Annotated in this window: 16 protein-coding genes; 4 read left to right on the top strand and 12 right to left on the bottom strand. The window is 62.8% G+C overall.

Going from position 1 to position 13,892, the window contains the following annotated elements; all coding sequences use genetic code 11:
• From prcA to dop, 4 genes are all read right to left on the bottom strand, one after another.
• Positions 1-556: proteasome subunit alpha (prcA, locus tag RWT78_RS22375; protein ID WP_314680849.1), on the bottom strand; the 556-nt coding region annotated here is incomplete at its 3' end.
• On the bottom strand, positions 553-1,431 hold the full coding sequence (gene prcB, locus RWT78_RS22380; protein WP_054187394.1) for a proteasome subunit beta: 879 nt from the start codon (positions 1,429-1,431) through the stop codon (positions 553-555). The genes prcA and prcB, both read right to left, overlap by 4 nt.
• Positions 1,428-1,622 (bottom strand): ubiquitin-like protein Pup, encoded by a 195-nt coding sequence (locus RWT78_RS22385; protein WP_003944925.1) that lies wholly within the window; start codon positions 1,620-1,622, stop codon positions 1,428-1,430. The genes prcB and RWT78_RS22385 overlap by 4 nt, the downstream gene beginning before the upstream one ends.
• Positions 1,623-1,770: 148 nt before the next feature.
• Positions 1,771-3,270 (bottom strand): depupylase/deamidase Dop, encoded by a 1,500-nt coding sequence (gene dop, locus RWT78_RS22390; protein ID WP_003944852.1) that lies wholly within the window; start codon positions 3,268-3,270, stop codon positions 1,771-1,773.
• Positions 3,271-3,328: 58 nt separating this feature from the next.
• On the opposite strand from dop, the gene RWT78_RS22395 reads away from it, so the two are divergent.
• Complete coding sequence (locus tag RWT78_RS22395) at positions 3,329-3,886, top strand: NUDIX domain-containing protein (RefSeq protein ID WP_007729886.1); 558 nt, start codon at positions 3,329-3,331, stop codon at positions 3,884-3,886.
• A gap of 35 nt (positions 3,887-3,921) precedes the next feature.
• On the opposite strand, the gene RWT78_RS22400 is transcribed toward RWT78_RS22395, so the two are convergent.
• Positions 3,922-4,599, bottom strand: coding sequence for a TIGR00266 family protein (locus RWT78_RS22400; protein WP_314680859.1), 678 nt, complete (start codon positions 4,597-4,599; stop codon positions 3,922-3,924).
• Positions 4,600-4,717: 118 nt separating this feature from the next.
• Positions 4,718-6,493 (bottom strand): proteasome ATPase, encoded by a 1,776-nt coding sequence (arc, locus tag RWT78_RS22405; RefSeq protein WP_003944870.1) that lies wholly within the window; start codon positions 6,491-6,493, stop codon positions 4,718-4,720.
• A 195-nt stretch (positions 6,494-6,688) separates the two neighbouring features.
• Between arc and RWT78_RS22410 the strand changes: the two genes are divergently transcribed.
• Positions 6,689-7,213: a hypothetical protein gene (locus RWT78_RS22410; protein WP_003944789.1), complete on the top strand. Its 525-nt coding sequence runs from the start codon at positions 6,689-6,691 to the stop codon at positions 7,211-7,213.
• 64 nt (positions 7,214-7,277) lie between these two features.
• Here the strand turns inward: RWT78_RS22410 and RWT78_RS22415 are convergent, their stop codons facing one another.
• Positions 7,278-8,201 (bottom strand): tRNA (adenine-N1)-methyltransferase, encoded by a 924-nt coding sequence (locus RWT78_RS22415; RefSeq protein ID WP_007729892.1) that lies wholly within the window; start codon positions 8,199-8,201, stop codon positions 7,278-7,280.
• Positions 8,202-8,339: 138 nt separating this feature from the next.
• On the opposite strand from RWT78_RS22415, the gene RWT78_RS22420 reads away from it, so the two are divergent.
• Complete coding sequence (locus tag RWT78_RS22420) at positions 8,340-9,230, top strand: RecB family exonuclease (protein WP_370852750.1); 891 nt, start codon at positions 8,340-8,342, stop codon at positions 9,228-9,230.
• A 1-nt stretch (position 9,231) separates the two neighbouring features.
• Positions 9,232-10,041 (top strand): thioesterase family protein, encoded by an 810-nt coding sequence (locus RWT78_RS22425; protein WP_314680871.1) that lies wholly within the window; start codon positions 9,232-9,234, stop codon positions 10,039-10,041.
• Between the two features lie 46 nt (positions 10,042-10,087).
• Here the strand turns inward: RWT78_RS22425 and hisG are convergent, their stop codons facing one another.
• From hisG to RWT78_RS22450, 5 genes are all read right to left on the bottom strand, one after another.
• The gene (gene hisG / locus RWT78_RS22430; protein ID WP_314680873.1) at positions 10,088-10,939 is read right to left on the bottom strand and encodes an ATP phosphoribosyltransferase; all 852 of its coding nucleotides are present in this window, start codon (positions 10,937-10,939) and stop codon (positions 10,088-10,090) included.
• Positions 10,940-11,036: 97 nt separating this feature from the next.
• Positions 11,037-11,300: a phosphoribosyl-ATP diphosphatase gene (locus tag RWT78_RS22435; protein ID WP_003944933.1), complete on the bottom strand. Its 264-nt coding sequence runs from the start codon at positions 11,298-11,300 to the stop codon at positions 11,037-11,039.
• 59 nt (positions 11,301-11,359) lie between these two features.
• Entirely contained in the window at positions 11,360-12,220 is an 861-nt protein-coding gene (locus RWT78_RS22440) for a pseudouridine synthase (protein WP_256932261.1), read from the bottom strand.
• A gap of 57 nt (positions 12,221-12,277) precedes the next feature.
• Positions 12,278-13,138 carry a rhodanese-related sulfurtransferase gene (locus RWT78_RS22445; protein ID WP_042450983.1) on the bottom strand — a complete coding sequence of 287 codons (861 nt, stop codon included), beginning with the start codon at positions 13,136-13,138 and terminating at the stop codon, positions 12,278-12,280.
• Between the two features lie 12 nt (positions 13,139-13,150).
• Positions 13,151-13,849: an HAD family phosphatase gene (locus RWT78_RS22450; protein ID WP_007729900.1), complete on the bottom strand. Its 699-nt coding sequence runs from the start codon at positions 13,847-13,849 to the stop codon at positions 13,151-13,153.
• Positions 13,850-13,892: the final 43 nt, after the last annotated feature.

The raw sequence follows: 13,892 nt of genomic DNA on the forward strand, positions 1-13,892 counted from the left end.
CGACTGCAATCCGCACTGCGGATTCGAGGTCGAGGTCTCGCTGGTACGACTCGCGCATCGCCGTCACGATCGGTTCGGTCGTGCCGCCCATGACCACGAATTCCTGCTCGTCCGCGATGGATCCGTCGTACGTGATCCGGTAGAGCTGAGCCGGCGTACTGCTTCCGAAGCGACCGATCTCGGCAACACAGATCTCGACCTCGTACGGCTTGGGCTGCTCGGTGAAGATCGTTCCCAGGGTTTGTGCGTACGCATTGGCGAGCGAACGCCCGGTGACGTCCCGACGGTCGTACGAGTACCCACGCATGTCTGCGTGGACGATGCCCGCGCGGCGCAGATTCTCGAACTCGTTGTACTTGCCCACTGCCGCGAATCCGAGACGGTCGTACAGTTCGCTGACCTTGTGCAGAGCACGCGACGGGTTCTCGGCGACAAAGAGCACTCCGTCGCGGTAGGTGAGAACGACGACGCTGCGCCCGCGGGCAATTCCCTTGCGCGCCAATTCCGAACGATCGCGCATGATCTGTTCGGCTGATGCGTAATACGGCATCGTCATAGCGCAGACTCCCCTTCCGGACTCGCGGTCGCAGTGCGAGCCGCGACGATCTCCCTGGCGATCTCGGCAGCCCTGGTGGGCGACAACTCCACAGCGCCGGCCGAGGTGATGGTGACCGCCGTCGGATAGATCCCTCGTGTCAGATCAGGACCACCGGTAGCCGAATCGTCATCTGCCGCGTCGTACAGCGCCTCGACGGCGAACCGAAGCGCGGTGTCCTCGTCGATTCCCGGTGAATACAGCTTCTTGAGCGCCGATTTCGCGAACAGGGAGCCGGATCCGACTGCGTGATAGCCCGCGCGCTCCTCGTATCGCCCACCGACGACGTCGTAGGAGACGATGCGACCGGCGGTGGACGGATCGACCGCGTCCAGGTCGTAACCCACGAGCAGTGGCACAACCGCCAAACCTTGCATCGCTGCTCCGAGATTTCCTCGAACCATCGACGAAAGTCGATTGGCCTTGCCGTCGAAAGTGAGTGGGACGCCTTCGATCTTCTCGTAATGTTCGAGCTCGACCGCGAAGAGCCGGACCAGTTCGATTGCGATCCCGGCCGTACCGGCAATACCCGCAGCCGAGTAGTCGTCCGTGACGTACACCTTCTGCACGTCACGGCTGGCGATGAGATTGCCCATCGTCGCTCGGCGATCACCCGCGAGCAGAACACCACCCGCATAGCTGATCGCGACGATGGTGGTGCCGTGCGGAGCTACGTCTCCCCCGCCCATGACAACACCTCCTGTGTCGGCGAAGCGGTTCTGCGGAAGATGCTCCGGTGCATGCACCCGAAGGTATTCCGAGAATGACGACAGATTCGAGCCGAAGCTCAACCGTGTGTCCCCGTCTGTGATCCGGGGCGCGCGATCCACCGTCACTGGCCGCCCTTCTGGACGTAGGCACGGACGAAGTCCTCGGCGTTCTCTTCCAACACGTCGTCGATCTCGTCGAGCAGGTCGTCGGTTTCTGCAGCGAGCTTCTCGCGACGTTCCTGGCCGGCACTGCCGTCGCCACCAGTGGTTTCGTCGTCTTCGCCGCCACCGGCACGCTGCGTCTGTTCTTGAGCCATCGCCGTCGACCTCCTTGTGTGAAGGGAGCTCTCGCGAGCATCCTGTTCGGCCCAGCAGAGTCGGTAACTGATCCCGCTCGGACCTTCACCCTACCGAGCGGCACCGTCAGGTGTGGAGAGACGCGACGGCGAGCCGCATCGGCTGATTTCAGTGAGTGAGCTGATCAACCAGTTCCGCGGCGCTGTCCACGGAGTCGAGCAACGCTCCGACGTGCGCTTTGGTACCTCGAAGCGGCTCGAGGGTGGGGATACGGATCAACGATTCACCGCCGAGATCGAAGATGACCGAATCCCAGCTCGCGGCCGCGATATCGGCACCGAATCGGCGTAGGCACTCGCCCCGGAAGTATGCGCGAGTGTCGGTGGGAGGGTTCGTGACCGCGTCGAGAACCTGCTGTTCGGTGACAAGCCGCTCCATGGAGCCGCGAGCAACCAGGCGGTTGTACAGGCCCTTGTCGAGTCGCACGTCGGAGTACTGCAGATCCACCAGATGCAATCGCGGCGCCGACCACGCGAGTCCCTCACGATTGCGGAACCCTTCGAGCAGACGCAGTTTGGCCGGCCAGTCGAGGATGTTCGCGCACTCCATGGGATCGCGCTCGAGGAGATCGAGAACCATCGCCCACTTGGCGACGATATCGTCCGCTCGCGGATCACGATCGGTCTCACGGTCGAGGAACTTCGAGACACGTTCGAGGTAAATGCGTTGCAGCGCAAGCCCTGTCAGTTCACGTCCGTCGGCCAGCGCAACGGTCTTGCGCAGAGTGGGGTCGTGACTGATGTGGTGGACGGCGGTGACCGGACGCGCCAGTTGCAGATCGGTGAGGTCGACACCTGCCTCGATCAGGTCGAGTACCAGCGCCGTTGTTCCAACTTTGAGGTACGTCGACATCTCCGCGAGGTTCGCGTCACCGATGATGACGTGCAGGCGGCGATACTTGTCCGCATCCGCGTGCGGTTCGTCGCGGGTGTTGATGATTCCGCGCTTGAGCGTGGTCTCGAGGCCTACTTCGACCTCGATGTAGTCGGATCGCTGCGAAAGCTGGAATCCGGCCTCGTCCCCGGACTGACCGAGACCCACACGACCGGAACCGCAGATCACCTGCCGGGACGCGAAAAACGGCGTCAATCCGGTCACGATCGAGGCGAACGGGGTCTCACGTGAGCAGAGGTAGTTCTCGTGCGTGCCGTACGAGGCACCCTTGCCGTCGACGTTGTTCTTGTACAGCTGTAGCCGTGGCGCACCCGGCACGCTGGATGCGTGCCGCGCAGCCGCTTCCATGACGCGTTCGCCGGCCTTGTCCCAGATCACGGCGTCGAGCGGGTCGGCGACCTCGGGCGCCGAATACTCCGGATGTGCGTGGTCGACGTACAACCGTGCCCCGTTGGTGAGAATCATGTTCGCGGCGCCGATCTCGTCCGCGTCGATCACCGGCGCGGGACCGCTCATTCGCCCCAGATCGAAGCCTCGGGCATCTCGCAGCGGAGATTCGACCTCGTAATCCCAGCGTGTGCGCTTGGCCCGTGGCACGCCCGCTGCGGCGGCGTAGGCAAGCACCGCCTGGGTTGAAGTGAGAATCGGATTCGCCGACGGCTCACTGGGTGAAGATATTCCGTATTCGACCTCGACACCGATGATCCGCTGCATGACACAAGAGCCTATGTGATTGCGGCGCGGCACCCACAGGCGTGGCACAGTTGGAGGAATGCACCAACCTCTCACCGCAGACCTGAATCCCGCGGACGAGGTAGTCGCCGTGTACGACCGGACGGGTAATCCGATCGGCCGAGCACCACGTTCCGTCGTCTACTCGGGTGGGCTCTGGCACGCGAGTGCGGGCGTCCTGGTTCGTACCGGGGACGGCTCCCGCATCTACGTCCATCGCCGAACCGACACGAAAGCGGTGTTCGGGGGCTATCACGACTGTCTGGCCGGAGGTGTCGTCGATCCAGGTGAGACGCCGCAGGAAACTGCGATCCGTGAAGTCGGTGAAGAACTCGGAATCTTCGGAACGGCAGACCAGCCACTCCGACTGACGGAGATCGCTCGAAAATCCTGGGACGGCGAGTGGAACAACTCTCCGTTGCGCTGTCACCTGTTTGCGTTCGAACTCAGGTACGACGGGCCGATGGCACATCAGCCCAGCGAGATCGCCGAAGGTTGGTGGTGGACGCCGAAAGAACTCGGCGCCCACCTGCAGGACCCGTCGTGGCCGTTCGTTCCGGACTCACGCGCGCTGCTGGCCGACTATTGCTGGAGCTGAACACCGCTGGGACTGAACACTGGTGGGACCTGTGATCAGCCCGGGGTGATCGCCGAGAGCCAAGCAGTGAACGCGCTGGGGTTGCGGGTCTGCGCGAGACCGCGTCCTGGGCCGGTGAAGTCGAAGACAAATCCTTCACCGGACTTCATCGACTGAATGGTGCGCCCCTGAACGGCGCGCCGCATGTTGAAATTCATGCCGAGGTCGTAGGCGACCACGTGACCGGTATCGATCGTGACCGTCTCGCCTGGCTGCAAGTCGATGACGTCGATCGCGCCGTAGACGGCCAGCACTACTTCACCGTCGCCACTTGCCCGCAGGCCGAAGCCTCCCTCACCGCCGAAGAGGTTGGACATGCCGCCCCACTTGGACTCGACCGTCACACCGTAGGAGTTGGCCAACCAGGTTCCACGGTTGAGGAAGAACGGGCGATCAGAGGTGATGGTCAGCGGGATCAGATCTCCGGGAAGCACACCAGTCACGTCGACCCAACCACCTTGCGGCGGAGCGGTATACGTCGTGACGAAAAATGATTCGCCGCTCAGCATCGACCGCTTGAGTCCCTGCAGGACGCCGCCCTGCGCCTTCGCTTCGAGAACTACGCCGGCAGAATGCGCGAGCATCGCCCCGCTCTCCACGCGCAGCGGTTCGCCGGGCGCGAGGTAGCAGCGAGCGACTGTGGACGACGGATTGTGTCGAAGATGTATCTGCACGGCGGGACTCTAAACCAGCGCGACCGACCGGTCCAATCGCAACGAAGTCAACGGCAGCGACGCAGAGATCGGGCCGACAACTCTCGCGGAGTGGCCGGCCCGATCGATGTTCGTTTCGCTACAGGTACTGGCCCGTGTTCGACTCCGTGTCGATCGCGCGGCTTGCACTGGCGTTCTTGCCCGTGACGAGAGTGCGGATGTAGACGATCCGCTCACCCTTCTTGCCCGAAATACGTGCCCAGTCATCAGGATTGGTGGTGTTGGGCAGATCCTCGTTCTCGGCGAACTCGTCGACGATGGAATCGAAGAGGTGCTGCACACGCAAGCCCGGAGCACCGGTGTCGAGCACAGACTTGATCGCGTACTTCTTGGCGCGGTCGACGATGTTCTGGATCATCGCCCCCGAGTTGAAGTCCTTGAAGAACAGAACTTCCTTGTCGCCGTTGGCGTACGTGACCTCGAGGAAACGATTCTCTTCGCTCTCCGCGTACATGCGATCGACGACGCGAACGATCATCGCCTTCAAGCATGCAGTGCGATCTCCACCGAACTCGGCGAGGTCGTCTGCATTGATCGGCAGACCGTCCACCAGGTACTTCGAGAAGATGTCCTGAGCCGATTCCGCGTCGGGGCGCTCGATCTTGATCTTCACGTCCAGTCGGCCGGGACGCAGGATGGCCGGGTCGATCATGTCCTCACGGTTGGAGGCGCCGATGACGATGACGTTCTCGAGCCCTTCCACGCCGTCGATCTCGCTGAGCAGCTGCGGAACAACCGTTGTCTCGACGTCGGAGGAGACTCCCGAACCACGGGTACGGAAAATCGAGTCCATCTCGTCGAAGAAGACGATCACCGGAGTGCCCTCGGACGCTTTCTCACGAGCACGCTGGAAGATCATCCGGATGTGACGCTCGGTTTCGCCGACGAACTTGTTCAGAAGTTCCGGGCCCTTGATGTTCAGGAAGTAGGACTTGGCGTCCTTGCTGTCCTGACCGCGGGCTTCGGCGATCTTCTTGGCCAACGAGTTGGCGACGGCCTTGGCGATGAGCGTCTTGCCGCAACCAGGCGGACCGTAGAGCAGTACACCCTTCGGCGGCCTCAGCGAGTACTCGTGGAACAGATCCTTGTGGAGGAACGGGAGTTCGACGGCATCACGGATCTGCTCGATCTGACGCCCGAGACCACCGATGTCGTCGTAGTGAACGTCCGGAACTTCCTCGAGAACCAGATCTTCGACCTCGGCCTTCGGGATGCGCTCGAAGGCGTACCCGGCCTTGGTGTCGACGAGCAATGAGTCACCCGGACGCAGTTTCCTGGTCGGAGAATCGGCGTCGTACGCGATGATGTCGGCTTCGGGGTCGGCGAAGACGGCCGCCAACGGCGCTGCGAGCCAGACGATGCGCTCTTCGTCGGCATGACCGACCACCAGTGCGCGCAGTCCGTCGTCGAGTACCTCACGGAGCGTGCTGATCTCACCGACCTGCTCGTAGGTGCCGGCCTCGACGATGGTGAGTGCCTCGTTGAGGCGAACCGTCTGCCCGAGGGCGAGGGTGTCCGTGTCGATGTTCGGTGAGCACGTCAACCGCATCTTGCGACCCGACGTGAACACGTCGACGGTCTTGTCCTCGTGTACCGAGAGAAGGACTCCGTAACCGCTCGGCGGTTGACCGAGTCTGTCGACTTCTTCACGAAGCGCGATGAGCTGCTGACGGGCCTCTTTGAGGGTGTCCATCAACTTGCTGTTTCGGATGGACAACGAGTCCACCTTCGACTCCAGCTCACGCACCTGCTCCGGCGATTGTGCAAGTTGTCGGCGCAGTACTTGTGCTTCCACTCGTAGCGCGTGGAGTTCTTCTGCTGCCGCAACCGAATCCGGGTTCTCTGTCGAGCTCATGTGCGTCTCCTCCCAGTGCGATCCATCAACGCTACCGGCATAAGGCCCCAACTGTCGCCAGACACGGTGCGCGAGTGCGAATTCACACCTGCGCGCGGACCGTGCCGACTGGTCTCGAGCCAGAATTTGGTCATGTTAGCCTTGCCTACAAGATGGAGACAGCGCCTGTCTCTCTTTACAACGAAAGGTAACGCTGTGATCATCCGCAAGACTCTCATCAGCGCTTGTGCTGTCGCTGCCGTCCTGACCATGGGTGCATGCAGCTCGGACGACAACAAGGATTCGACGGCTGCAAGTTCGACTTCCGCCGCCGCCTCGAGCACCACGGCCAAGGCCTCGGCTTCCGCCACGACGTCAGCTGCCGCTGCCGCAGCGGCTCCGACGGCCGAGGAGCTCAACGCTTCGCTCGTCGCTCTGATCGATCCGGCCAAGCCGATCGAGGAGAAGACCGCTCTGGTGGTCGACGGAACCAAGCGTCAGGCCAACATCGAGACGATGAGTGCTGCGCTGGGCGGTAACCCTGCCTACGCGATCACGTTCAACGTGGACAACGTCAAGGTCGACGGTCAGACCGCAACCGCAGACGTCGCCGTCGTCAGCCCGCACGGCGCCGCCCCGGCCACCCCGTGGACCTGGGAGCTCGAAGACGGCTCCTGGAAGCTGTCCGACACCTCGGCATGCGTGCTCCTGGAAATGGGCCGCGCTTCCTGCACCGCATAACTTCCAGCTACGACAAGAGCGGCGATCCGGATACCGGATCGCCGCTCTTGTTGTTTTCGTGTGACTACTTGGCCGCGGTGTTCGAGCCCTTGCCCGCACGCCGCTGCGGCTTCGGGGTGACAGTTCCTTCGGCGAGACGACGAGCGCTCACGAGAAACGCGGTGTGGCCTTGCATCCGATGTTCGGGGCGCACCGCCAATCCGACGACGTGCCAACCGCGCACGATCGATTCCCACGAGCGGGGCTCGGTCCAGCATTCCTGCTCCCGCATCGCCTCGACGACCTTCGAGAGCTGAGTAACGGTCGCGACGTAGACGATCAACACGCCGCCCGGCACGAGTGCCTTCGAGACGGCAGGCAGGACGTCCCACGGGGCCAGCATGTCGAGGACGACGCGATCGACCTTGCCTCCGTGCGCTTCCGGATCGAACTCGGCGAGATCGGCGATGGTCAGTTCCCAGTTCGGCGGACGTTCCCCGAAGAAGGTCTCGACGTTGCGAACCGCATGTTCGGCATGATCGTCGCGGACCTCGTAGGAGATGACCTTGCCCTCGGGTCCGACGGCACGCAGCAGCGAACATGTCAGTGCGCCGGAGCCGGCTCCGGCCTCGAGCACGCGTGCTCCGGGGAACACGTCGCCTTCGTGGACGATCTGAGCTGCGTCCTTCGGGTAGATGACCTGGGCACCGCGCGGCATGGACAGCACGTAGTCCACCAGCAGGGGGCGCAGTGCGAGATAGGGCGTGCCGTTGACCGACTTGACGACGCTGCCCTCGTCGGCACCGATCAGATCGTTGTGAACGATTCCGCCCTTGTGGGTGTGGTATTCGCGGTTCGCCTCGAGAACGATCGTGTAGTGGCGTCCCTTGCCGTCGGTCAGCTGTACTCGGTCGCCGACGCGGAACGGACCTGACGGCCGCTTGCCCGGCGCAGTGAGATCAGCTTCTGGAAGCTCTTGTTCGGGAATCTCGGCGACAGCGGACTGCACAACCTCATCCACTTCGGTCGTGCCTTCTTCTGGTTGCAGCTCGTTCGCCATGCGCAGATGATCCCTGTTCGCTTGTTTCCGGTGTCCTCGCCACCGGCTCCGACGGAGTTGTCGGACCAACCGCATAGCCTGCCAGGTGTGAGCTCTGTCGAATTGCCAACCCCCACTCCAACGGGTGCAACATCACACGAGCGCCCGCGTAGTCGGCCGGCGCTCTCTCCGTCTCGGGCGGGTGACTACAAACAATGCCCCCTGCTCTATCGCTTCCGAGCAGTCGACAGAATTCCGGAAACGCCAACCAGAGCCCAGGTCAGAGGCACCGTCGTACACGCGGCACTGGAAGCACTGTTTGCACTCCCGACCGGTCACCGGGTTCCCGATCGCGCAGCCGAACTCGTCCGTCCCGCGTGGGAACGTGTCAGTGCCGAGTCTCCCGAGGCCGCTGACCTTGTTCCGGAGGGCGAGCTGGATTCGTTCCTCGACGAAGTCGGCAAGCTCGTCGCGACGTACTACACGCTCGAAGATCCCACTCGATTCGATGCCGAGGCGTGCGAGGTCTACGTCGAGACCGAATTGGAGAACGGCGTTCGACTCCGCGGCTTCGTCGACCGGATAGACGTTGCACCGACGGGTGAGGTGCGGGTGGTCGACTACAAGACCGGAAAAGCGCCTCGCGAGTTCACCGAATCCAAGGCGCTCTTCCAGATGAAGTTCTACGCGCTCGTACTGCTGCGCACTCGCGGAATCGTTCCCGCACAACTGCGCCTGATCTATCTGGCCTCCGGCTCGATTCTCACGTACGCCCCGGATCACGACGAGCTCATCCGATTCGAGCGAACCCTCTCCGCCATCTGGAAAGCGATCCTCGCAGCAGGTGCGACCGGAGACTTCAGACCCAAGCCTGGCAAACTGTGCGACTGGTGCGATCACAAGTCACTGTGCCCCTCGTTCGGCGGAACACCTCCGCCGTATCCAGGTTGGCCGGACCTGCTGAGCACCGAACCTGTTGCCGCAAAGGAGAATTCATAACATGACGGACAGTTCGTACTACCGCTACCTCGGAACGACGGAGGAAGGGCACGAGCGGTTCGCGAGCACGCAGGCAACTGTCAGCATCTGGGGCCCGACACTGCAGCACGGCGCTCCCCCGTCGGCGCTGTTGGTACGAGCCCTCGAGCGGTGCGGTGCGCGCGACGAAACCCGTCTGACGCGCGTCGTCGTCGAGATTCTCGGACCGATTCCGATTGCCGACCTCGAAGTCCGGTCCTGGATCGAACGACCCGGTCGCCGAATCGAATTGATCGTCGCCGAACTGTGGGCAACCACCGCCGACGGATCTGCACGCGCGGTTGCGCGCGGTACGGCGTGGCGGATGGAGACGGTGGATACCGGCGACTTCGTCCACGTAGTCGATCCCCCGCTCGAACCCCGCGACAGCGGCACCCCGGGCGTTCTCGAGGGTCTGTGGAGCGTCGGCTATCTCAAGACCCTCGACTGGTCCTGGATTGCTCCGATCGGGTGCGTGGGAACCGGCAAGGTATGGGCGCGCCCCAAGCCAGAGCTGGTCGAGGGTGAGAAGATGTCTGCTCTCGAGCGTTTGTTCGCGGTGGCCGACATCTCAAACGGGGTCGGCGCCAAGCTCGACCCGGAGCACTGGACGTTCCTCAACACAGATCTCACGGTGCATATCTTCCGTGTGCCCGAGGGAGAGTGGGTCGGTGTCGCCGCCGAAACCACAACGGGTCCGGACGGCGTCGGCATGTGTGCGGGCGTGCTCTACGACGAGCAGGGTGCCGTGGGCCGTATCGCCCAGACTTTGCAGATTCGCGCCCGTTCCTGATTTACAGGAACGGGCGCGAATGCGCGTAAATCTATTCAGGCAGTGATCAGAAAGCGCGTACCGAGCGGATGTTCGACGCGAGGATGGCCTTGGCACCGAGTTCGGCCAAGGCATCCATCACCTGGTTGTGTCCCTTGATCGGGACCATCGCGCGAACCGCGACCCAGTCGGGATCAGCCAACGGTGAGAGGGTCGGCGATTCCATACCGGGAGTCATCTTGATGGCGTCGTCGAGGATGGTGCGCGGGCAGTCGTAGTCGATCATCAGATTCTGCTGCGCGAAGACAATTCCGCGTACGCGTTCGATGAGCTGGTTGCGGGCGGGATCGTCCTGCGGAGCGCCGGTGCGCTCGATCAGGACACCTTCGGAATCGCAGAGCGATTCACCGAAAGCCACGAGGTTGTGTTGGCGGAGAGTACGACCCGATCCGACCACGTCGGCGATCGCGTCGGCGACGCCGAGCTGAATCGAGATTTCCACTGCTCCGTCGAGACGGATGACGGTGGCGTCGAGTCCGCGATCTGTGAGGTCCTTACGGACCAGGTTCGGGTACGACGTTGCAATGCGCAGGCCGGACAGATCCTCGACGGCCCAGTCCTTGCCGGCCGGTGCTGCGTAACGGAACGACGAACGGCCGAAGCCCAGTGACAGACGCTCGGATACGGGAGCACCCGAGTCGCCGGCGAGATCACGACCGGTGATGCCGAGATCCAGCTCACCGGAGCCGACGTAGATCGCAATGTCCTTGGGGCGCAAGAAGAAGAACTCGACCTGATTGGCCGGATCGAGGACTGTCAGATCACGGGAATCGGTGCGTCGACGGTAGCCGGCCTCGTTGAGAATCTCGGCGGCGGACTCGGACAGTGAGCCTTTGTTGGGAACTGCTACGCGCAGCATGGTGGATGTCCTTTCGGAGGGTGTGGGTGACGTGAGACGACATGAATCGGAAGCCCTGGACGAGCGAGACGGAGTACATCTCGCTGGTCAGCTCCGATCACAGATGTCGGTACACGTCCTCGAGGGTCAGTCCGCGACCGACCATCAACACCTGCGTCCAGTACAGCAGCTGGGAAATTTCCTCGGCTAGCTGCTCATCGCTCTGGTATTCCGCAGCGATCCACACTTCACCGGCTTCCTCGATGACCTTTTTGCCCTGAGCATGCACACCGGCGTCGAGGGCGGCGACAGTGCCGGACCCCTCGGGGCGAGTAGCAGCGCGCTCGGTCAATTCGGCGAACAAGGATTCGAAGGTCTTCACGGGTAGCTATTCTTTCACGAGGACGGAAGCGGTTTTCACACGCCCACGAACAGCGGTGTTCACAGGCCTGCGTCGAGGCTGCGCGAACTCACGAACCTGCGGGTCTGCCCGGTGATCGGATCCGGGTACTCCAACGCTCGCGCCAACAATCGCAACGGAGTCGAGAAGTCACCGGGCACTGCGGGCAGATACTCCGGATAGTAATTGTCACCGACGATCGGGACGCCCAGCGAGTTGAGGTGCAGCCGAAGCTGATGGGTCCGGCCGGTCCGTGGGAGCAACCTGTATCGCCCGAGCGTCCGGCCGGCCGAGTCGGTGATCACCTCGATCAGTTCGATCGAGGTCTCACTGTTCGGCTCGCCCGCGATTTCGGTAGCCGTCATCTCGCCGTGAACTTTGTTGATGCGGCTGCGCACCGTGCGAGGGAAAGTCAGTTCCGGATCGAAGCCCGCAATCGCCTCGTACTCCTTGACGATCCGCTGCTCGGCAAAAAGTTCCTGGTACGGCCGTCGTAGGTCCGGTGTCACGGTGAACACGATGACACCCGCCGTCATCCGGTCGAGGCGGTGAACTGGCGCAAGATCCGGAAGGTCCAGGTCACGACGCAAGCGCACGACTGCGCTTTCGACGATGTGCGCTCCCCGTGGAATGGTCGCCAGGAAGTGCGGTTTGTCGATCACGAGAATCGAGTCGTCGCGGTACAAGATCTCGATCTCGTGCGGAACCGGAATCTCGGGGGCTGGTTCGCGGTAGAAGTACACGAACCGGGTCGGCTGATAGGGCGTTCGGCTCGTGATCTCCCGCCCGTGCTCGTCGACGACGTCCCCGGCGCTGACGAGGTCCGCCCACAGGTCCCGCTCCCCGGGATGCTCGCCGACCAGGTGCTCGAGGACGGTCCGCGCCGACGACTCCGCCGGCATCCGCAGCCGGTCAGGTCCGAGACCGTTTCGGATCGGCAACGGAGCCTTGGGCACAGCTCAGTCCTGCTCGAGGTCTGGTGAACAACTCTCGCAGAGCAATTCGAGGGTTCGGCCGTCGCCGTCGATCCGGTTGCGGTACCGCGGGGTCGGAGTACCACAATCGACACACACGCCGAGTGTCTTGGCTTCGGATGAGAACTCGATGTTCATCCGCTTGTCGAACACGTACAGGGAACCGTCCCAGAGGCCGCGGTCGCCGAAAGTCTCGCCGTAACGGACGATTCCGCCGTCCAACTGATAGACCTCGTCGAAGCCACGTGAGCGCATCAGCGAAGACAACACCTCACAGCGCACTCCGCCGGTGCAGTACGTGACCACGGCTTTGCCCTTGAGATGGTCGTATTTGCCACTGTCGAGTTCGTTGACGAAATCCCGAGTGGTGGCGACGTCCGGAACTATCGCATCTCGGAAACGGCCGATCTCGGCTTCGAAGGCATTGCGCCCGTCGAAGAACACGACGTCGTCACCGCGAGTGTCGACGAGTTCGTGTAGTTCCTTGGGCACCAGGTGAACTCCTCCGCCGACCACACCGTTCTCGTCGACTTTCAGCTCGTCGGGGGCACCGAACGTCACGATCTCCGAGCGTGCCTTGACACTCAGACGAGGGAAATCGTTCCCGAGGCCGTCCGACCACTTGATGTCAGCGGTACGGAAGGGTTCGTAACCACGCGTACCACGGACATATCGCTTGACATCCTCGATGTCTCCGCCGACCGTCGCGTTGATCCCGTGCGGCGAGACGATGATCCGGCCCGTCAGGTTGTTGGACTCGGCCAGGCTGTGCTGCCACAGCTTGATCGCTTCCGGGTCCGCCAACGGCGTGAACTGGTAGAAGAGAACAATTTTCGGAATAGCCACAGCAAATCCAGCCTAACGTGCCGCGCTCGAGTGAACGTCGTGAAGATCGTGAATGGACAAGTCCAACAGGGACTCTCGAAACACGCGTCCAGGGCCGGCGGGGACGTCGACCTCACACGGAACGACGAGCACCGCGCAACCCGCAGCGCTGGCCGACGCCGTGCCGGTCGGCGAGTCCTCGATCGCGAGGCACTGCGCCGGCTCGAGTCCGAGCAGATGCGCGCCGCGCAGGTACGGATCCGCTGCCGGTTTCCCGTTGGGGACCTCGTCGCCACACACCGAATGGTCGAAGAACTCACGGCCGAGCATGCCGAGTGCCCGATCGACCAGAACTCGCTCGGTGTTGGTGACCAGTGCAGAACGCAGACCACCGTCACGCACGGTCGACAGTGCGTCGCGAGCACCTGGCCGCCAGGTCACGCCGTCCTCGAACAGATCGCCGACGCGGGTGTACATCCAGTCCTTCGCCTCGGCGATGGCATCGGGATGCTTCTCCAGGCCGAGCGCGTCGAACACCGTCGCAAGGGCGAAGGGACTCGACGCACCGATGACGGCAACGCGTGTCGCTTCCGTCATCGGTCCGCCCAGGCGTAGGGACAGCTCACGAAGCGCGATGTCCCACAGCTTCTCCGAATCGAGCAGGGTGCCGTCCATGTCCCACAGGACACCACCGAGCGTTGATTCGGATACTTCGGTCAACAACTCAGACATTGAAATACTTTGCTTCCGGGTGGTGCAGGACAAAAGCGTCCGT

The organism is uncultured Rhodococcus sp. (assembly GCF_963525155.1).
GTDB lineage: Bacteria > Actinomycetota > Actinomycetes > Mycobacteriales > Mycobacteriaceae > Rhodococcus_F > Rhodococcus_F qingshengii.